Origin of the sequence: Raskinella chloraquaticus (SeqCode) (genome assembly GCF_021731865.1) — a bacterium.
Lineage (GTDB): Bacteria > Pseudomonadota > Alphaproteobacteria > Rhizobiales > UBA4765 > Raskinella > Raskinella chloraquaticus.
Genome location: NZ_JAKFWN010000016.1, coordinates 44,936 through 64,941 on the forward strand (window position 1 = coordinate 44,936; position 20,006 = coordinate 64,941).

15 protein-coding genes and 1 pseudogene are annotated in these 20,006 nt (G+C 62.4%); 8 read left to right on the forward strand and 8 right to left on the reverse strand.

Annotation, left to right across the window (positions count from 1 at the left end):
- Positions 1 to 363 precede the first annotated feature (363 nt).
- From ACINK1_RS05875 to uraH, 8 genes are all read right to left on the reverse strand, one after another.
- Positions 364 to 1,533 carry an OpgC family protein gene (locus ACINK1_RS05875; protein ID WP_376800640.1) on the reverse strand — a complete coding sequence of 390 codons (1,170 nt, stop codon included), beginning with the start codon at positions 1,531 to 1,533 and terminating at the stop codon, positions 364 to 366.
- Positions 1,533 to 3,152, reverse strand: coding sequence for a thiamine pyrophosphate-binding protein (locus tag ACINK1_RS05880; protein WP_376800641.1), 1,620 nt, complete (start codon positions 3,150 to 3,152; stop codon positions 1,533 to 1,535). The genes ACINK1_RS05875 and ACINK1_RS05880 overlap by 1 nt, the downstream gene beginning before the upstream one ends.
- 132 nt (positions 3,153 to 3,284) lie before the next feature.
- On the reverse strand, positions 3,285 to 5,336 hold the full coding sequence (locus tag ACINK1_RS05885) for a M3 family metallopeptidase (protein ID WP_395760028.1): 2,052 nt from the start codon (positions 5,334 to 5,336) through the stop codon (positions 3,285 to 3,287).
- 51 nt (positions 5,337 to 5,387) lie between these two features.
- The gene (locus ACINK1_RS05890; protein ID WP_395760029.1) at positions 5,388 to 6,467 is read right to left on the reverse strand and encodes an FAD-dependent oxidoreductase; all 1,080 of its coding nucleotides are present in this window, start codon (positions 6,465 to 6,467) and stop codon (positions 5,388 to 5,390) included.
- Between the two features lie 132 nt (positions 6,468 to 6,599).
- Positions 6,600 to 7,421 carry a helical backbone metal receptor gene (locus tag ACINK1_RS05895; protein WP_395760030.1) on the reverse strand — a complete coding sequence of 274 codons (822 nt, stop codon included), beginning with the start codon at positions 7,419 to 7,421 and terminating at the stop codon, positions 6,600 to 6,602.
- Positions 7,418 to 9,049 carry a histidine ammonia-lyase gene (gene hutH, locus ACINK1_RS05900; RefSeq protein WP_395760031.1) on the reverse strand — a complete coding sequence of 544 codons (1,632 nt, stop codon included), beginning with the start codon at positions 9,047 to 9,049 and terminating at the stop codon, positions 7,418 to 7,420. The genes ACINK1_RS05895 and hutH overlap by 4 nt, the downstream gene beginning before the upstream one ends.
- 5 nt (positions 9,050 to 9,054) lie before the next feature.
- Positions 9,055 to 9,567 (reverse strand): 2-oxo-4-hydroxy-4-carboxy-5-ureidoimidazoline decarboxylase, encoded by a 513-nt coding sequence (uraD, locus tag ACINK1_RS05905; RefSeq protein ID WP_376802761.1) that lies wholly within the window; start codon positions 9,565 to 9,567, stop codon positions 9,055 to 9,057.
- Positions 9,567 to 9,923: a hydroxyisourate hydrolase gene (gene uraH / locus ACINK1_RS05910; RefSeq protein ID WP_376802762.1), complete on the reverse strand. Its 357-nt coding sequence runs from the start codon at positions 9,921 to 9,923 to the stop codon at positions 9,567 to 9,569. Before uraH ends, uraD begins: the two co-directional genes overlap by 1 nt.
- 166 nt (positions 9,924 to 10,089) lie before the next feature.
- Here uraH and ACINK1_RS05915 point away from each other — a divergent pair.
- The 8 genes and pseudogenes from ACINK1_RS05915 (at position 10,090) to ACINK1_RS05950 (ending at position 20,002) form a co-directional block, all read left to right on the forward strand.
- A pseudogene (locus ACINK1_RS05915) lies at positions 10,090 to 11,295 on the forward strand (urate hydroxylase PuuD).
- Positions 11,292 to 12,788 carry a xanthine dehydrogenase small subunit gene (xdhA, locus tag ACINK1_RS05920; protein ID WP_376802764.1) on the forward strand — a complete coding sequence of 499 codons (1,497 nt, stop codon included), beginning with the start codon at positions 11,292 to 11,294 and terminating at the stop codon, positions 12,786 to 12,788. The pseudogene ACINK1_RS05915 and the gene xdhA overlap by 4 nt, the downstream one beginning before the upstream one ends.
- Positions 12,785 to 15,124: a xanthine dehydrogenase molybdopterin binding subunit gene (xdhB, locus tag ACINK1_RS05925; protein ID WP_376802765.1), complete on the forward strand. Its 2,340-nt coding sequence runs from the start codon at positions 12,785 to 12,787 to the stop codon at positions 15,122 to 15,124. The genes xdhA and xdhB overlap by 4 nt, the downstream gene beginning before the upstream one ends.
- Positions 15,121 to 16,005: a xanthine dehydrogenase accessory protein XdhC gene (xdhC, locus tag ACINK1_RS05930; protein ID WP_376802766.1), complete on the forward strand. Its 885-nt coding sequence runs from the start codon at positions 15,121 to 15,123 to the stop codon at positions 16,003 to 16,005. The genes xdhB and xdhC overlap by 4 nt, the downstream gene beginning before the upstream one ends.
- Positions 16,002 to 16,478: a nucleoside deaminase gene (locus ACINK1_RS05935; protein ID WP_376802767.1), complete on the forward strand. Its 477-nt coding sequence runs from the start codon at positions 16,002 to 16,004 to the stop codon at positions 16,476 to 16,478. Before xdhC ends, ACINK1_RS05935 begins: the two co-directional genes overlap by 4 nt.
- Positions 16,478 to 18,028, forward strand: coding sequence for an ABC transporter ATP-binding protein (locus tag ACINK1_RS05940; RefSeq protein WP_376802768.1), 1,551 nt, complete (start codon positions 16,478 to 16,480; stop codon positions 18,026 to 18,028). The genes ACINK1_RS05935 and ACINK1_RS05940 overlap by 1 nt, the downstream gene beginning before the upstream one ends.
- Positions 18,012 to 19,088 carry an ABC transporter permease gene (locus tag ACINK1_RS05945; protein ID WP_376802769.1) on the forward strand — a complete coding sequence of 359 codons (1,077 nt, stop codon included), beginning with the start codon at positions 18,012 to 18,014 and terminating at the stop codon, positions 19,086 to 19,088. Before ACINK1_RS05940 ends, ACINK1_RS05945 begins: the two co-directional genes overlap by 17 nt.
- Complete coding sequence (locus ACINK1_RS05950) at positions 19,085 to 20,002, forward strand: ABC transporter permease (protein ID WP_376802770.1); 918 nt, start codon at positions 19,085 to 19,087, stop codon at positions 20,000 to 20,002. The genes ACINK1_RS05945 and ACINK1_RS05950 overlap by 4 nt, the downstream gene beginning before the upstream one ends.
- Positions 20,003 to 20,006: the final 4 nt, after the last annotated feature.

Genomic DNA, 20,006 nt, shown 5'->3' on the forward strand with positions numbered 1-20,006 from the left:
TTGTCAGGACAAGGGTTTAGAGCCGTTAATATTGACGAACGCGAATCTGCCGGGGCCTAAGTGCAGAATTCAGCAACTTAGGGTCAGGACCCATTAATTTGGGCAAAACGGTGGGAGGGACATGGCGCGAGGTTGAGGAGCAGGCCTGCAGGAAGTCGTCTGACTTGCAAAGGCTTGCGACATAAAGATCGCGTCATTTCACCCCATCCGAAGGACAAGGCACGAATGGCAAACTGGTTCGTCGACGCCCTCAACCATACCAAAGGGTATGCTTTTCGGGCGTCTCCTGCCATTTTGTCCATTCGTGCCATGCCGTTTTGCCTAAATTAATGGGTCCTGACCCTAACGAAGGGTGCTTGATCTTCATTCGGCCGGTGATCCCAGCTTGACACCACTGGACGCTTCCTGCGGCAGGGGCTGGCGTTTGGGGGACGACCATGGCTGGGATTTGATCCATGTCACGACATAAGCCGTGGCGATGATGAGGGCAAAACCCGCGAGGTTCAGGGCGGCAACCTCAACCGGTGTGCCCATGCCCTGCTTGATGGCGATCGATACGGCCCGTGCCGTGACAATGCTGACAAGGAAAACGGCAAGCGACTGACGGCCAACCGTAATAATGATCTTGCCGATACCCTGGTTGAGCAGGTGGCGGCGTGGATTGACGAAGGTCAGCGCGATATAGCCCAGCGCCAGGAAATGGATGACGCGCAGAATGTGCAGATTGGATTTCTCCTCATCTGCCAGCAGCCACATGTGAATGTCGGCGAAGAACCAGACATTGTCGATAAAGCCCCAGAAGTTGACGGGCACCGAGACGACAAGGAAGGCAAGGCAGATGATCACCAGCGGGCGGTTGCCGAAGGGCGGCGGCTTGATCCAGCCGCTGCCGAAGAAAAACCCGCAGAAGAAGATGAGCTGCCAGGCGAACGGATTGAAGAACCAGCCAAAGCCGGTCCATGGATTGCCGACCAGTTTGACACCCAGAAACCAGGTCGAAAGATAAGACGCGGCAACAAAAAGGAAAGGCAGGGCCGGATGCAGCCGGCGCAAGATCATGATGATTGGTATCATCGCCAGAATGACGAGATACATCGGCAGGATATCGAGATAGGCAGGCAGATAGGACAATGTCAGCATGCCCAGCAGGCCGCGCATGGGGTCGCTAAACAGCTCGCCGAACGGCTCGTCCTGGAAGCCGCCATTGGGCCACAGGCTGTGAGCGATGATGACGAGTGCGATGGTCGCCAGGAAGACGCAGATATGCGCCCAGTAGACCTGCCAGCAGCGATAAGCGATGCGCATGGTGCCAAGGAAAATGCCGCGGCGCAGAAATATCGCGCCAAAGGCGATCGAACTGGCAAAGCCGGAGCAGAAGACGAAAAGCTCGGCGCCTGAGGAGAAGCCGAAGCGCGCCGGAATCCAGTTATTCCACGGATTATCCGGGCCGTGGGCGACGAAGATGATGAACATTGTCAGGCCACGGAAAAAATCGAGGCGAACATCCCGTTCTTTTTTGACAGGGGGCGTCATCAGAACTTACCTTCATAGGCTCGCCGTCCGATACGGATGGCAAGGACGGTGAATGTCGAACGGTCAAACGCGGCGCGGGCCTCGCTTGCCAGGGTTGCGGCATCGTCGATCCAGACGCCATGCCCCCCCAGCGCGGCGGCAATGGCCGGAAAATCACTAGCGCCGAAATCAACGGCCATATTAGGGCGTTGGGTTGCCCGCTGCTTCATTTCGATGAGGGCGAGGCTTTCATCAACCAGAACGGCGATGACAACGCCAAGGGAGCGATCGCGCGCGGTTGCGAGTTCACCCAGGACCATTTCAAGCCCGGCATCGCCAACAAAGGCCAGCACCGGCACCTGCCGGCTGGCGAGCTTGTAGCCGAGCGCCAGCGGCACAGCGCAGCCCATGGTGCAGAGCGCGGTGGATTGCAGCATGGTGCGCGGGGTAAAACACGACCAGACCTGGCTCGCCAGGATGCGATGCGCGCCGCTGTCGACGGTGACGACGGTGTCGCGCGGGGCGACTTCGCGCAGCGTGGTAAAAGCACGGGTCGGGCCCCACCCTTCCTCGGGAAGGAATGCTGTCACCAACGCCTGACGGACGCCTGCCGGTTCCTTGTTTGCCCATGACGAACGCGGTGTCAGCTCGCGACCGAGCACGGCAAGGCTCGCAGCAATATCGCCCACGAAAAGATGGGTCGCGTGATGCATGCCATGGGTCATCGCTTCGGCGCAGACATCGATGAGGACGGTGTCGGCGGCAAAGGGGTGACGCCAGCCGATGCGCATCTCGATCGGGTCATAGCCGGCAAGGACGATGACGTCGGCTGCCTGGATGAGCGGCATGAGGAGCTTGTCGGCCTTGGGCGAGAGGCCGGCGCCACCGAGCGCGCGCGGCATCGTCTCGTCGATGACCCCCTTGGCCTTGTAGGTGGTGATGAGCGGCGCGTCGAGGCAGTCAGCCAAAGCCAGGACTGCCGCGCCCGCTCCCTGATTGACGACGTCAAGCCCGGCGATGATCAAGGGTCGCTGCGCTCCGGCCAGGGCAGCACGGGCGGCGCTGAGGCTCGCGCTCTCGGCTGGTGCCTGAGGGGCAGCGGTCACGGTGATTGTGAGCGGACCAGGGCGGGCAGGTCCTTCGGCGACGCTGATCGGCAGATCGATATGCACCGGGCCGGGGCGGCCGGAAAGGGCGATGGTGATGGCCTTGTCGGCGACCAGATCGGCCGTGTCTGCGGTCGCGCGGAAAGAGGCCTTCACGATCGGGCGCAGCAGGGCCTGGTGATCGAAAACCTGGTGGGTATAGCTTTCAGCTTCGGCCTGATCGACGCAGCCGGTGACGAAAATGAGTGGTACGCGATCCTGAAAGGCGTTCGCCACCACGTTGATGGCGTTGGCAACGCCTGGGCCGAGGGTGGCATAGAAGAGCCCCGGCGCGCCGGTGGCGTGCCAGGTGCCTTCAGCCATGAAACCTGCTGAATTCTCGTGTTTCACCAGAACCGGCTCGATCCCGGCCTGCTGAATTGCCTCGACAAAGGCCAGGACTTCGCCGCCGGGAATGCCATAGGCGTGGCGGATGCCGGCCGCAGCGAGGCGTTGCGCCAGGCGGTCGGCGCCGGTCACAGCACGTGTTATCATGCCTGGGCTTTGAGGGTTTGCGGCAGGGCCAGCGCTGTCCATGAACATATGTTTCCGTAATGTTGTCAGTCTCATGACCGCAGCGAAGGCTCCGGCCAAAGCACGTTTACGTGAGTGTATGGTGACAGATCATCAGGCCGTCAGTCCCCGCTTCTCCAATAAGCCATCAATCGTTGGCAAACGTCCTCGAAAGAGCACGTAAGCGTCTTCCGGATCGCGCATATTGCCGGCGGAATAGATAAACTTTCCCAGCCGCTCCGCGATCTGCGGATCAAAAACATCTCCCGCTTCAGTGAAGGCGCGGAAGGCGTCAGCATCGAGAACCTCCGACCATAGATAGCTATAATAGCCAGCGGCGTAGCCATCCCCGGAAAAGACATGAGAAAAATGGGCGGAACGATGGCGCATGACGATATTATCGGGCATGCCGATATGGTCGAGCACCGATTTTTCGAACTGGTCGACGTCGAGCGGTTGCGGCACGCCCGGCAGGTGGTAGTCGAGATCGACAAGCGCGCTTGAGGTGTATTCGACCGTCTGGAAGCCCTGATTGAAAGTGCGTGCGGCGAGCAGCTTGGCCAGAAGGGCGGCAGGTATCGGCTCGCCGGTCTGGTGATGAAGGGCATGGCGCGACAGCACGTCGGGGTGCGACATCCAGTGCTCGTATAATTGCGAGGGCAGTTCGACGAAATCGCGGGCCACCGCGGTGCCGGCGAGGGAAGGGTAGGTCACATTCGACATCAGCCCGTGCAGCCCGTGACCGAATTCGTGAAAGAGCGTGCGCACATCGTCGAAGGAGAGCAGGGAAGGCTTGCCTTCCTCCGGCTTGGCAAAATTCATGACGTTGACGATGATGGGGCGCTCGTCGCGCGTGAGTTTCTGCTGGCTGCGGAAGGCGCTCATCCAGGCGCCGGAGCGTTTGCTCGGGCGGGCGAAGTAATCGCCGAGAAAAAGGCCAACAAAAGCCCCCTCTGTGTCACGTACCTCGAACACACGGACATCGGGGTGATATCCGTCAAGATCGCGGCGCTCGGTGAAGGTGAGAGCAAAGAGCCGGCTGGCTGTGTCGAACGCAGCCCTGATCATCGCCTCCAGGCTGAAATAAGGTTTGATCTCGGCCTCGTCGAAAGCATGGGCGCGGCGACGCTCCTTTTCTGCGTAATGGCGCCAGTCCCAGGCTTCAAGCGGGTGATTGCGCCCTTCATTGTCGATGATGGCCCGCAGCGCGTCGGCCTCGCGCCCCGCCTTGGCACGCGCTGGCGTCCACACGGTTTCCAGCAGATCGCGGACGGCAGCAGGCGTTTTCGCCATGGAATCGTCCAGTTTGAAGGCAGCAAAACTGTCAAAGCCAAGGAGACGCGCCCGCTCGCGGCGTAAGTCCACCATTTCGGCGATGAGCGCGCGGTTATCGGTCGCGCCTCCGCTTTCGCCGCGTGCGATCCATGCCTTGAAGGCGGTCTCGCGCAGATCGCGGCGCTCGGAAAAGGTGAGGAACGGTTCGATGATCGAGCGCGATAGAGTGACCGCGTAGGTGCCAGCCTTGCCGCGATCGTTTGCCACCCGCGCCATCGCTGCGCGCAGAAAATCGGGGCAACCGGCAAGATCGTCTTCGTTTTCAAGAATGAGGGCGTAGGCGGCCTCATCAGCCAGAATGTTCTGGCTGAAACTCGTGCCCAGGGTCGACAGGCGTCCGGCGATCTCGGTCAGGCGCGCGCGCTGCTCCGCCTCAAGGCCGGCGCCGGCGCGGGCAAACCAGCGATGGAGGCAGTCAAGGAGGCGGCGTTGCTCGGGGTTGAGGGCGAGCTGGTCGCGTTGAGCGTGTAATGTTTTGATGCGGGCGAAGATGCGGGCATCCGTCATCAGCTCAGCATGGAAGCGCGCCAGTTTCGGGGCGATCTCGCGTTCGATCGCCTGCAGCTCCGGCGTCGCGTCAGCGCCGACAAGGTTCCAGAAGACGCCGCCTACCCGGCTCGCAGCCTCATCCGCGCTTTCCATCGCTTCAACTGTATTGGCAAAGTCCGGTGGCGCGGGATTGGTGGCAATGGCGTCGTAATGGGCTTTCTGTTCGCTCATCGCTGCCTCGAAGGCAGGCAGGAAATGTTCAGGCCGGATAGCGGCAAAAGGCGGCAGGCCGAAGGGATTTGTCCATGCGGCGAAAAACGGATTAGTTGAATCATGGCTCATGACGGTCCTGCCTTCTATTTGCCGACTGGCTAGGCACTCGCTGATCGGCGGTCAAGCAAAGCGCGCCATGAAGCGGCGATCAATGGCATCCTTGAGCCACCAAACAAGGCGCCCATCCAGCGTCAGCCCGCTCCGTGCGCCAATCGCGCTCCCATCGGCATTCGACAACAATACCAGCATATCCCCGTGCGGGTTATGTGACAGCAGGGGATGGCCTGCGACATAATTTCGTATGTTCTGCGCCAGTATCGGTGCCTGACGTACCGCCTGGACGCCCGCTTTGGGGCGCGGCGGGTCGAAGCTTGCCATGTCGCCACTCACAAAAATGCGCTCGCTGGTCAGGCTTTGCAGGGTGGGGTGGACGCGCACGAAGCCGCCTGCATCAAGCGCCAATCCGCTGGTTGAAAGGTCAAGTGCTGGAGCCGCACCGCTTGCCCACACGACATGGTTTGCCGGGCACAGGCGCCCGTCCTCCAACCTCAGGCCCTGATCATCACGGCTCAAGACCCGTACCGAGGTCAAAACCTCGATGCGACGCTCTCGCAGCTTGCACCACGCCAGGCGGCGCGCTCGCGGCGGCAGCGCCATGAGGATGTCGGGTGCGTCGGTGAGGAGGGTGAGGCTTGTGAGCTGGGCGCTGAGCCGGTGCGACAGGGCGAGCGCCAGTTCAAATCCGGCCGGCCCGCCACCGACGATGGCAAGCGATAGGGGCGTGCCCGATGCCGCGATCCCGCCGAGTTGCGAGAGAAAGGGCGCCAGCGGTTTTGGCGCCAGATCCCGCGTTGTCACGCCGGCGACATGCCGGCGCTCGGGCACCGAACCAAGGTCGATTGAAGCGATGTCGAAGGCGTGCTGCCCCTTGCGCGTTGTTACGGTTTGCGCTGTCGCGTCGATACCGAGGATGTCATCGACGATAAAGCGGGCGCCAGCGCGCTCGGCGAGTTTTGCCAGATCGATGTGGATGTCGTCATGGCAATAAAGCCCGGCGATCAGCCCCGGCAGCATGCCGGAATAGGGCGAGACGCGGTCGCGGCTGATGAGCGTCAGCGTCACGCCGGGTGGCGGCCGGGTGCACCAGTCGAGAAGCGCCAGTGCATGGGCATGCCCGCCGCCAAGCAGGAGGAGATGCATTCGTGCAGCCTTTGCCCGAGAACCGTGTACTGCTTATACGCATCGAAACGGTTCGGCCATAGGCAACCAGGACGGAGACTGAAGGGGCGACGAATGGAGGCCTCTTTGCGAGACGCCAGCAGGCATGCGTTCTCAAGCTTGCCCGAGGGCTGCCTTCCACAAGGGAATATGATGGTGGAAATAATCTGCCGCCTTCAGCATGCGCGCGCCGTGCCAGCCGAACATCTCGCCATCGACCAGGACGACCCTGGCCCCGGGGGCAAGCCGGCGCAGTTCCGGCACATATTTTTCCGAGAAGGGAAAAGGCTCCGAGGCCGCCAGTAAAAACTTCGGCGGCCTGGCTTCAAGCGTCCGGGCGTCGAGAATGGGATAGCGCCCGGTGGTGCCGGCGATATTCACGAAGCCAAGACGGGCCATCACATCACCGATATACGTACCGTGGCCGGCGACCATGAAGGGCTTGCGCCAGATGAGATAGGCAGCCTCGCAATGATCGAGCCGTGGGAGGGCATCGAAGGCGTCAGCGATCGCTTGGGCGAGCGCCAGCCCTTGTGCCTGGTGGCCGACAGCACCGCCCAGAAGACGAATGCCGCGCAGGGCGGAAGCGATATCGACGGGATCGAGGATCAGGACAGGAAGGTCCTGGGAAAGCGCCGCGATCTGCGCTTCATCGTTTTCCTCGCGGATCGAGACGACGAGATCAGGCGCCAACGCCCGCAGGCGGGTTTCATCGACCCGCTTGGTGCCGCCGATCGAGGGAAGCGCCACGATCGCTTCCGCAGGATGACGGCAGTAATCGGTGCGCGCGACCACGCGGCCTCCCGCGCCAAGCGCGAAAAGCGTTTCGGTCACCGACGGGCAGAGCGAAACGATGCGGCAAGGGGACGCCGCGAGGCGCAGGCTTCGGCCCAACTGATCGGCAAGCGTGCGCAAGGCCGGCGCTTGCGCGCTCATTCCAGGGTGCCGGTGACGGCCTCAACCGCGGCGACGATCTCATTGCTACGTACGAGATCGCGGGCAGCGATAATGTCGGTATGAAACCAGCGGTCGCCGTGAAGGGCTGGGGGGATCTTCGCCTGAATGGCTTCAAGCGCGGCGCGGCTGCCCCGTCCGAGCGCATATTTTCCGGCAATGGGTTCAATGAGTGCCAGGGCCTGGGCCGCCATCAGCATCTCGCCGCCGATGATGTATTCGACGTTGTCAACGATCTGGCGGGCCTTGCGGGCGCACCAGGTCGAGTTCGAGACATGATCCTCGGCATTGCCCTTGCCGGGAATGGAATCAACCGAGCCTGCCATCGACAGCGTGCGGTTTTCCATGACCAGCGCCGACATCGAACACTGTACGGTGCCAAAGCCGGTATTGAGGCCCTTGCGCCCGGCGTTGAGATTGCGCGGCAGGCCGTAGCTCATGCCGGGGTCGAGCAGGCGGGCGAGGCGGCGTTCGGAAATCGAGCCGAGATCGGCGATGGCAATCGCCAGCAGATCCATCGCCTGGGCGACATATTGTCCGTGGAAATTGCCGCCCGAGATGACGCGGTAGCCGCCCGCGCCATCATCAAACATCAGCGGATTGTCGGTTGCGGCGTTCATCTCGACGGCGAGAATGCGGTCGATGTAATCCAGCGCATCGCGTACCGGCCCGTGGACTTGCGGGGCGCAGCGGATGGAATAGACATCCTGGATGCGCGGCGGCGGGGCGACATCGGCCTTGCGGCTTTCCTCGGGGTAGAGGAGATGGCGGGCGGCTTCCGAACAGCGCTGCGAATCGCCGGCAATGCGGGTGACGTTGCGGGCGCTTAGCCGCTGGCCGGGATGGGGGCGCGCCATATGGATCGGCGGGGCAAAAGCGATCAGTTCGCCGCGCATCGCTTCAAGCGACAGGGCCAGCGCCACGTCAGCGGCTTTGGTGATCCGCCTGGCGTCAGCGGCGGAGAGGACGCCGAGGGCGAGCGACACGGTCGAGCCGTTGATGAGGGCGGAGGCGTCCTTGGCGCCAAGCGTGAAATCACCCGACAGGCCGGCGCGACGGATCGCTTCGGGGGCCGGGTAGCGTTTGCCCCTATAGTCGATCTCGGCTTCAGGAAAGCCCGCCATGGCGCCCGCCAGATAGGCAAGCGGCGCCAGATCGCCGGAGGCACCGACCGAGCCTTTTTCCGGGATCACCGGGTGCAGGCCCTTGTTGAGAAAATCAAGCAGGCGATCAACAACAGCGAGCGCGGGGCCGGAATAGTTCGAGGCGAAGGCGTTGGCGCGCAGCAGCATGGTGGCGCGCACGATATCCTCGGCGAGCGGCTGGCCAAGCCCGGTGGCGTGCGCCTTGATGACGAGTTCCTGATAAAGCGCCATATCGGCAATCATCACCCGCTGATCCTTGAAGAGGCCAACGCCGGTGTTGAAGGCATACATCAGCGGGGCGTCGTCATGGAGCCAGTTGGCTTCAATGAAGGCGCGGGCGTGGCCCAACGCTTCGCGTGATCTGGGATGAAGCGCCGCCTTCTCAAAACGGCCGGACGCAGCCGGCCTTGCTGCTGCCATGACCTGTGAGGATTTGAGTTTCAGGCCGTCGAGGCGAATGGTCATGACGATTATCCGTTGCTGGAAGCAAAGAGGTCCTCGAGGCGCATGCGGCTGATCTTGGCGATTTCACCGAGGGCGGTGTGGAATTCGCGATCATGATCGTGCCGCAGGCGCTGTTCGAAGCCTGCCAGAATATCAGCCTTCGTCGCGCCGCGCACCGCCATGATGAAGACGAAGCCGAAGCGCGCCTTGTAGGCGTTGTTGAGGTCTGTGAAGCGGGCAAGCTCATCGGGGGTCAGACGATCAAGCCCAGCGGATGATTGTTCCGCACGTGATTCATCGGTAAGCGCATCAGCAAGTGCAAGTTTTCCGGCCAGATCTGGATGAACGTTGATGAGAGCCAGCTGGCGTTCGGCTGACGCCTCGCGGATGACGCGAAACATGGCATGATGCAAGGCATCGGCGGTATCGCAGTGTTGCGTTAGCCCCCGGTCGAATGCTTCTTCGGCTATCCACGGAGAATATTCGAAGATCGAAGCAAAGCGCGCCAGAAAGCGCGCACGGTCATCGGATGATGCCATCACGATCCCCGATACGTCGAATAAGCGAAGGGCGAGGCAAGGAGCGGCACATGATAATGTGCCGCGCTGTCATTGATGGCAAAGCGCACCGGCACCATGTCAAGAAAACTTGGCCCGGCCTTTACCAGACCAGTCCGGCGGAAATAATCGCCAATGGCAAATTCGATTTCGTAGAGGCCAAGCTCAAAGGCATCGCCCGCCAGCAGCGGCTCATCGGTGCGCCCATCGGCGTTTGTGGTTTTGCGGGTCACCAGAGCCCGCACGCCAGCGGCGTCAACTGCGTAAAGTTCGACAACGACACCTGCGGCCGGGCAACCACCGGCGGTGTCGAGGACATGCGTCGTCAGGCGCCCCATGTGATGCTCCCGTGCTCAGACTGTCTCCATGCGTGAGGATTTTGCGGATTTCAAACAGAATCTTCTCTTGAACAGCTGCCAGACCGCCTTGCTAATGATCTTGTCCGGCATAAAGATGGGATCATGACCTTCCAGTCCTTCGGACGTTGGCGATGCGGCGGTGATGATGGAACAGGCAACGGCGATCACTTTGGAATGGGGTGGCTTGCTGTTGCGCTGGCTGCACGTCATCGCCGGCATCGCCTGGATCGGTTAGTCCTTTTATTTCATCGCCCTTGATCTGAGCCTGCGCCAGCGTGATGGCCTGCCGGAGGGCGTATCAGGCGAAGCATGGCAGGTGCATGGCGGCGGGTTTTACCGCATGCAGAAATATAATGTGGCGCCGCCGGAACTGCCCGCTCACCTCACCTGGTTCAAATGGGAGAGCTATGCGACGCTGTTCTCGGGCTGGGCGCTGCTGGGCTGGATCTATTATCTGCAGGCAGACCTGTTCCTGATCGACCCGTCGGTACGCAGCATAAGCCCGTGGCTGGCTGCGGTGATCGGCTTCGGGTCACTTATCATCGGCTATGTCATTTATGATCGCCTGTGCCGATTGTGGCGTGGCAATGACACGGCGCTGGCCCTCATCGGACTGGTTGCGCTTGTCGCGGCTGCCTATGGCTACCAGCAGGTATTCGGCCCGCGCGGCGCCTTCATCCATGCGGGCGCACTGATCGGTACCATCATGTCGCTGTCGGTGATGCATGTCATCATCCCCAACCAGCGCATCGTCATCGCCAATCTCATGGCCGGCCGGGTGCCTGATGCCAGTTATGGAAAAGCAGCCAAACAGCGCAGCCTGCATAACAATTACCTGACGCTCCCCGTTGTCTTCCTGATGCTGTCGTCGCATTCACCGCTCAGCTATTCCTCCCCCTATGCGGCGCTCGTTGTAGGCTTTGTGATTCTCGCCGGCACGGCCATCCGCCATTTTTTCAATGAGGGTCATGCCGGGCGTCGGCAGCCCTGGTGGGCATGGGGCGTGGCGGGGATGGCGATGGCGATGGCGATTGCGCTCAGCCTGGCCGGGCCATTGAAAGCGGCAAGCAATGAGCGGGCGGGCGCCGATGAAGAGCAAAACCCGCTTTTCATCGAGGCGGTGTCCATCATCCAGACCCGTTGCGCCATGTGTCACGGCGCCGAGCCCTTATGGCCGGGGATGGTCGTGGCGCCCAAGGCGGTGCGCCTTGATACGCCGGCGGAGATTGCCCGGCACGCCCGGCAGATTTATGTGCAAAGCGTGCTCACGCGCGCCATGCCGCCGAACAATATCAGCGAGGTGACGGCCGAGGAGCGGCAGATGCTGGCGGCGTGGATCGCCAGCCGATGAGCGGAATGCGCAACGAGATCCGTTTCCTCCATCGTGGTCGGGCGGTGGCCTGCCACCTGCCGCACCCTGACATCACGCTCCTTGACTGGTTGCGCGTCCAGCAGCGCCTGACCGGAACCAAGGAAGGGTGTAATGAGGGCGATTGCGGCGCCTGCACGGTGGTGCTCGGGCGGCTCGAACAGGGGCGGCTGGTGCGCCGTGCGGTCAATGCCTGCATCACCCTGCTTGGCCAGGTCGACGGGGCGGAGCTGATCACGGTTGAGGACCTGGCGCGGGGCGGCACGCTTCACCCGGTGCAGAGCGCGATGGTGACGCATCATGGCTCGCAATGCGGCTTCTGCACGCCTGGAATTGTCATGAGCCTGCTGGCGCTCACTCATGACAAGCCGTTGCCGCTGACGCGCGAGGCGATCAATGAGCGGCTGGCTGGCAATCTGTGCCGCTGCACCGGCTATCGTCCGATTGTCGATGCGGCCATGGAGCTTTGCAGTCAGTCGATGCACGACCAGTTCACGGCCGCAACCGGAGATGTCATAGCCGCGCTGGCAGCACTTGACGACGGCGTCGACGTGATGGCGGGTGATGAGGCGCAGTTCTTCGCGGCGCCCGCCACACTTGCCAGCGCGACTGCTCTTGCATCTCGTGTTCCGACTGCCACGCTGTTGGCCGGCGCCAGCGATGTCGGATTATGGGTCACCAAGCGGTTGCAACCGCTTCGTCGCATCATCTGGCTCGGACGTATCGAGGACATGCGCGGCATCGCGGCGGATGGCGATGGGCTGCGGATGGGCGCTTGCGTGCGGCTGGGCGAGGCATGGGCGCATCTGGCTGCCATCGACCCTGATCTTGGCGCGTTGATGCAGCGCTTTGCGTCAACGCAAATTCGCAATAGCGCAACGATTGGCGGCAATATCGCCAATGGCTCGCCGATCGGAGATCTTGCGCCGGCGCTGATCGCCCTTGGCGCCACTATCGAACTGCAATTGGGTGATATTGTCAGGCGATTACCGCTTGAACGCTTTTTTGTCGCCTATGGCCGGCAGGATCGTGCGCCTGGGGAAATCCTGACCGCCATTACCATTCCCCGCTTGTCGCCTGATGAACGGTTCCGCTGCTTCAAGGTCAGCAAGCGCGTGGATGAGGATATATCCGCCGTGATGGGGGCGTTCCACGTCACGATCGCGAATGGGCGGATCGCCGGCGCGCGGTTCGCGTACGGAGGCATGGCTGGCGTGCCGCAGCGCGCGGCGGCTGCCGAGCAGGCATTGACCGGCCTGAGCCTCGATGATGAGCAGGGTTTGCGAGCCGGCGCGGACAGGCTGGCGCAGGACTTCTTGCCGCTCAGCGACATGCGCGCCAGTGCTGCCTATCGCCTCGATGTGGCGAAGGCGTTGCTGCTGCGGGCACTCGATGAGATGGCGGGACGACGCGGTGACAGTGATCGTCTGATCGGGCGCCGTGACGGGCCGCGCCGCGCGGAGGCGCCGGCATGAATTTTTCCGCGCGCTCAAAACTCGGTGAAACAGATAGCGGCTCGGTCGTCGGGCAGGCGATTGCCCATGACAGCGCGCGCGGTCATGTCAGCGGCAAGGCGCTTTACATTGATGACCTGCCCGAGCCGGCAGTGACGTTTCATGTGGCGCCGATCATGGCGACGAGCGCGCGCGGGCGGCTGCTATCACTTGACGTGGAAGAGGTGCGGGCCAGTGAGGGCGTTGTCGCCGTATTGATGGCTGGCGATGTTCCTGGGTGCAATGATTGCTCGCCGGTTGATTTTGATGTCGATCCGATTTTTGCGAGCGAGACAATTTCGTTCCACGGGCAGGTGGTGGGCGCAGTGATCGCCACCAGCCATCTTCTGGCGCGGCAGGCGGCGCGACGCGCGCTGATCGACATCGCGTCTGAGGTGCCTCTTGTTGAGGCTGCGGCTGCTTTGGCTGCTGATGCGCGGCTGATGCCCGATTACGCCTTCCAGCGCGGCGATGTGACGGCCGGCTTTGCTGCGGCGGCGCATCGTCTCAACGGGCGCATCGCCATTGGCGGTCAGGAGCATTTCTATCTCGAAGGCCAGGCAGCTCTCGCCATTCCAGGCGAAGGCGGCGACATGCTGGTTCATTCCTCCACCCAGCACCCCAGCGAAGTGCAGCATATCGTCGCGCGTGCGCTTGGCGTTGCCTCGCATGCTGTGCAGTGTGAAGTCAGGCGCATGGGTGGCGGCTTTGGCGGCAAGGAAAGTCAGGCGAGCCAGTGGGCGGCGATTGCAGCCATCGCGGCGCGCCATATGGGCGCTGCCTGCAAGCTCAGGCTTGATCGCGACGATGACATGATGCTGACCGGCAAGCGCCATGACTGCCTCGTCGACTATGAGGTGGGTTTTGACGGCGAGGGACGGATCGGCGTGCTTGCCTCGCACTTTGCCATGCGTTGCGGCTATTCAGCCGACTTGTCGCTTGGCGTTTGCGATCGCACGCTTTTTCATGCCGACAACGCCTATTACCTGCCGGCTTGCGATCTTGTCTCGGCCAGGCTGCGTACCAATACGGTGTCCAATACGGCGTTCCGCGGTTTTGGTGGCCCGCAGGGCATGGTGGCAGTCGAACGTGTCATTGACGCGATTGCCTGGCATCTAGGCTGTGATCCGCTCGACATCCGCAAGCGCAATCTCTACGGCGTGATGGGGCTCACGACGCCCTATGGTATGGACATTGACGACAATATCCTGCCAGAGCTCGTGGAGGCACTCGAGCGCTCCAGCGATTACCGCCAGCGTCGTAGCGCGATCAGCGCCTACAATACGGCCTCGCCGGTGCTGAAGCGCGGGCTGGCGTTGACGCCGGTCAAATTCGGTATCTCGTTCACCCTCATTCACCTCAATCAGGCGGGCGCGCTGGTCCACATCTATGCCGACGGATCGGTGGCGCTTAATCATGGTGGCACCGAGATGGGGCAGGGCCTCTACATCAAGGTGGCGCAGGTGGTGGCAGATGAATTCGCGCTGCCGCTTGAGGCGATCAGGATAACGGCGACAACGACTGCGAAGGTGCCCAATACCGGGCCAACGGCTGCGTCTGCCGGCAGTGATCTCAACGCTATGGCTGCCCGTGAGGCGGCGCGCACCATCAAGGCGCGGCTGGTGGATTTTTGTAGCGAGCGCTACCAGGTGCCGGCCCCTGACATTCGCTTCGTTGACGGGCAGGTGGTGATCGGCACTGAGCGCCTGTCCTTTGGCGACGTGGTGAGGGAAGCGGTCCGGGCGCGTATTTCCCTGTCATCGACCGGCTTTTACCGGACGCCGGACATTCATTGGGATCGTGCCGCCAAAAGCGGCCGGCCGTTCTATTACTTCGCCTATGGGGCTGCCTGCAGCGAGGTTGAAATAGATACCACCACGGGCGAGATGCAAGTGAGGCGCATCGATATTCTGCATGATGTTGGCGCTTCGCTTAACCCCGCCATCGATATCGGCCAGATCGAGGGCGGCTTCGTGCAGGGCATGGGCTGGCTGACGACCGAGGAGCTGGTGTTCGACGAGGCGGGGCGCCTGCGCACCCATGCACCATCGACCTACAAGATACCGGTGGCATCCGATGTGCCGGAGGATTTTCGTGTCGCCCTGTGGCAAAGCCCCAACCGGCGGGAGACGATCTATCGCTCCAAGGCAGTTGGCGAACCGCCGCTCATGCTGGCGATTTCCGTGTGGTCGGCAATTGCCGATGCCATTCACGCGGTAGCGCCGGGCGAGCAGGTGGGGCTGCACGCCCCGGCAACCCCCGAGGCTATTCTGGCGGCCATCAAGGCGATCAGGCATCCGGGCGGTGAGCGGCCATGACACCCTGGGCAGCCTGCGGCGCGTTCATCGACAGTCATGGCCGGGCGGCGATGGTGGAAATCGTCCGGGTCGAAGGATCGGCTCCGCGCGAGGTTGGCACAGTGATGGCGGTCCGCGAAGACGGTGTGTTCAGCGGCACGATCGGCGGCGGTGCGCTCGAGTGGCAGGTGCTGGCTGACGCGCATCGACTTCTGGCCAGTGAGCAAAGGCTGGGCGAGAGCGACTATGTACTGGGGCCTGATCTCGGGCAGTGTTGCGGCGGGCGCGTGAGGGTGCGGATCGCCATCTTCGACCAACATGATCAGGCGACGATACAACAGCGTGCGGCCGCAGCGAGCGCAAGGCATGGTCAGGTGGCGGTGTTCGGGGCTGGCCATATCGGGCGAGCATTGGTTCTGGCGCTGGCGCCGCTGCCGTTTCACGTGCGCTGGGTGGACGGGCGCGACGGAGCGTTTCCAAGTCATGTTCCGGAACATACGGTTTGCAGCCGGTTGGGCGATATCGACACGGCTGTTGCGGCGATTGCGCCGGGCGGCCTCGTTGTCGTCATGACGCATGACCACGCGCTTGATCTGCGTATCGTGCACCGGGCGCTGTCGCGGCATGATCTTGCATTTGTCGGTCTCATCGGCTCGGCGAGCAAGCGGGCGCGCTTTTGCCACAGGCTGACAGCCGCCGGGCTTTCGCCATCGCAGATCGGTGCGCTCACCTGTCCGATCGGTGTTGGCGGCCTGCGCAGCAAGTCCCCGGCGGTTATCGCAGCCGGCATCGCCTTGCAGCTTCTGCAGCAGCACGAGGCCCGGCAAGCCGCCGTTGGTGATGACGGTGCTGCCTCCCGGACGCTGCCCGATTTTACCCTCCAAGTGGAACATCAGTCATGAGCCTCGATGACCGGACTTTCCTGCTGCGTGCGGTGGATCTCAGCCGCACGCGGATGCTTGCCAATGCCGGCGGACCGTTTGGCGCGCTGGTGGTGCGCGAGGGAAAAGTTCTGGCGGAAGGCTGGAACGAGGTGACCTCAAGCAATGATCCGACCGCGCATGCCGAGGTGCGGGCCATTCGCAAGGCGTGCGAAGCGGTGTCATCGTTCCAGCTCCAGGGCGCAACCCTTTATTCAAGCTGTGAGCCCTGCCCGATGTGTCTGGCGGCAGCTTATTGGGCGCGGGTGGGGCGGATTGTTTTTGCCGCCGACCGGGTCGATGCGGCGAAGGTTGGATTTGACGATGCCTATCTCTATGATGAAATCCCCAAGCCTGTTGCGGCACGCGCGCTACCGACCCTCCACCTGCCGTTGCAGGAAGCGGTCGATGTGTTTGCTGCCTGGCACGCCAAACCGGACCGGGTCGACTATTGATGACGGGCGTGGGCACACAAGACTCGGGTGATCAGCCGCTTCTGGCGGCAAGCGCCATCTCCAAGCGCTACGGCAGCCTGCTTGCCAATGATGCCATCGATCTGGCGATCAGGCCGGGTGAAATTCATGCGCTGCTGGGCGAGAACGGAGCCGGCAAATCAACGCTGGTCAAGATTCTCTACGGGTTGATCGCGCCTGACAGCGGCCAGATCATCTGGCAGGGCGCACCGCTTGTTCTTTCCGGCCCGGCCGAGGCACGCCACCATGGCATTGCCATGGTGTTTCAGCATTTCTCGCTGTTTGACACGTTGTCGGTTGTCGAGAACGTGGCGCTGGCGTTGCCACCTGAACCAGTGGCGGCGCTGAGCGAGCGGGTCTATCGTGTATCACGTGAATATGGGCTTGATCTTGAGCCGGGGCGCGAGGTGTGGCGTCTATCGGTTGGCGAGCGCCAGCGCATCGAGATCGTGCGCTGCCTGATGCAAAATCCGAAACTGCTGATCCTTGATGAGCCGACATCGGTGTTGAGCCCCACCGAAACAAGCGGACTCTTCCGCACACTTGAAGCCATCCGTGGCGAAGGACGCTCTGTCCTTTATATTTCCCACAAGCTTGAGGAAGTCCGCGTGTTGTGCCGCAGCGCCACCGTCCTTCGCCATGGGCGCAAGGTGGCGAGCTGTGATCCATCGCGGGAAAGCGCGGCTTCGCTGGCGCGGATGATGGTGGGGGAAGACATCCACGATGTGCAGGTAAAGCCGCATCGCGGGGATGGCGCGGAGCGTCTGGGTGTGAGGCAGTTGAACCTTGCGTCGCCTGACCCTCATGGCACGAGCCTTGTCGATGTCAGTTTCAGCGTGCGCGCGGGTGAGATCGTGGGCATAGCCGGTGTTGCCGGCAATGGGCAGGACGAACTTTTTTCAGCCCTCAGTGGCGAGGTATCAAGCCTGCCCGAGACCGTCTGCATCGATGGGCAGGCAGTGGGCGCGAAAGGTATTGTCGCGAGGCGAGAACTTGGGGCGGCCTTTATCCCCGAGGAGCGCTTGGGGCATGGCGCAGCCCCTGGCTTCACCTTGTCCGAAAATGTCCTTGTCTCGCAACATGGCAAACAAGGATTTGTCCGCAGGGGTGTTCTCGACCGCGCTGCGCTGCGCGATTGCCTCGCGGCGATCCGCCAACGCTTCGATGTCCGTGCTGGTGAAATCGATCCGCCGGCGCGCGCCTTGTCGGGAGGAAATCTGCAGAAATTCATCGTCGGCCGCGATATCATGGGAGCACCCCGGCTGGTGATCGTTGCACAACCCACCTGGGGTGTGGATGCGGGTGCAGCGGCGTTTCTGCGGCAATCCCTGGTTGATCTTGCCGAGCAAAGCGGCGCAGTCCTCGTCATCAGTCAGGACCTTGATGAACTCTTCGAACTCAGTGACCGGATCGCCGTGTTGTCACGCGGGCGTCTGAGCCCTGCCCTGCCGCGTGGCCAGCAGACACGCGAAAGCATTGGCCTGATGATGGGTGAAGCGATGCGGGAGGTAGCCCATGCGCCTCACGCTTGAGCGCCGGACGCAGGCCGGGATGTGGGCGAGCCTGGCTTCGCCGATCCTTGCGGTGGTGCTGACGCTCGTCTTTGGCGCCCTCCTTTTCTCGCTGATCGGCATACCCCCGCTTGCCGCACTCACTGTCTATTTCCTGTCGCCGCTTGCCGATCTGTGGGCACTCGAGGAACTGACCGTCAAAGCAGCCCCGCTCATCCTCATCGCCCTTGGGCTTGCGCCCTGCTATCTCTCCAACAATTGGAATATCGGCGCCGAAGGCCAGCTTGTCATGGGTGCAGTGGCGGGGAGTGCGGTGGCTATTGCCACCCACGGACAAGGACATGGCAGTTATATCGTCTGGCTGATGCTTGCGGCGGGTGTGCTTGGGGGCGCTGCCTACGGGCTTATACCGGCGGTCTTGAAGGCGCGCTTCGGAGTGTCGGAAATCTTGACCAGTCTGATGCTGGTCTATGTGGCCGATCTGCTGCTCGACTATCTGGTCCGCGGGCCGTGGCGCGATCCCAAGGGTTTCAATTTTCCGACCTCCGTCAGTTTCGGTCTTGAAGCGCGATTGCCGGGCCTCAGTGAGACAGGGCGGCTCCATCCCGGTTTTTTTCTTATGCTGCTTGCCGTTGCGCTGCTTGCCTTCATGCTGGCACGCACGCTCAAGGGCTTTGAAATCCGCCTCGTCGGTGAAGCGCCGCGCGCTGCCCGCTTCGGCGGCTTTGACGACAAGCGCCTGACGCTTTTTGTCTTTGCGCTGTCGGGTGCTCTTGCCGGGCTCGCCGGCATCATCGAAGTGGCGGGACCGATCGGAAATCTCCAGCCTACCATCTCGCCCGGCTATGGCTTCACTGCCATCATCGTCGCCTTCCTCGGGAGGCTTAATCCGTTCGGCATTCTCATCGCCGGCTTCTTTCTGGCGCTCACCTTCATTGGTGGCGAGAACGCACAGATTGCGCTGCGCCTGCCGCTTGATGTGACGCGCGTGTTTCAGGGCTTGCTGCTGTTTTTCGTGCTTGCCTGCGATACGCTCATTCTCTACCGGCTCAGGGTCACGCGTGAAGGGGCTCCCGCATGATGATCTTTGAAGCGATCCTGCTCACCATCATCACCGCCGCCACGCCGCTATTGCTGGCTGCCATCGGCGAAGTGGTGGTCGAGCGCTCCGGCGTCCTCAATCTCGGGGTCGAGGGGATGATGATCATGGGGGCGGCGACCGGTTTTGCCGTGGCGATCCTCACCGGTTCATCCCTCCTTGGCGTCATGGCCGGGCTCTTCGCCGGCATGGCGATGTCGCTGCTGTTTGCCGCGCTCGTGCTGGGGCTTGCTGCCAATCAGGTGGCATCCGGGCTGGCATTGACGATTTTCGGGCTGGGATTATCCGGCCTCGTCGGCTTTCCGTTTGTCGGCGCCAAGCGCGAGGCGATGGCGCATCTTTATCTTCCCTATCTCAGCGATCTGCCGTTTTTCGGCCGCGTGATCTTTGGCCAGGACCCTCTGGTTTACATCGCCTTCGCGCTGGCCTTGGCGGTTGCGCTCATCATTGGCCGAACGCGCGCCGGCCTTGTCCTGCGGGCGGTTGGCGAGAACCATCATTCGGCCCATGCGCTTGGCCACAATGTGCGCCAGGTGAGGCTGCTGGCCATTCTTTTCGGCGGCGCCTGTGCCGGGCTTGCCGGCGCCTACCTGTCGCTCGTCTACACCCCGTTCTGGACGCCCGGAATGACGGCGGGGCGAGGGTGGATTGCGCTGGCCATTGTCGTCTTTGCGTCCTGGCGTGCCGGGCGTGCGGTGATCGGCGCCTATCTTTTCGGCGGCGTCAGCATCCTGCAACTTCACGCGCAGGGCTTCGGCCTCGGCGTGCCGGCGCAGGCGCTGGCGGCGCTGCCTTATCTGACGACGATCATCGTCCTGTTCGCCCTGTCCCGACTGCCGCGCGGATCGTCGCGGGCGCCGGCCTGTCTCGGTCAGCCCTTTCTGCCGGCGCGCTGAGGGA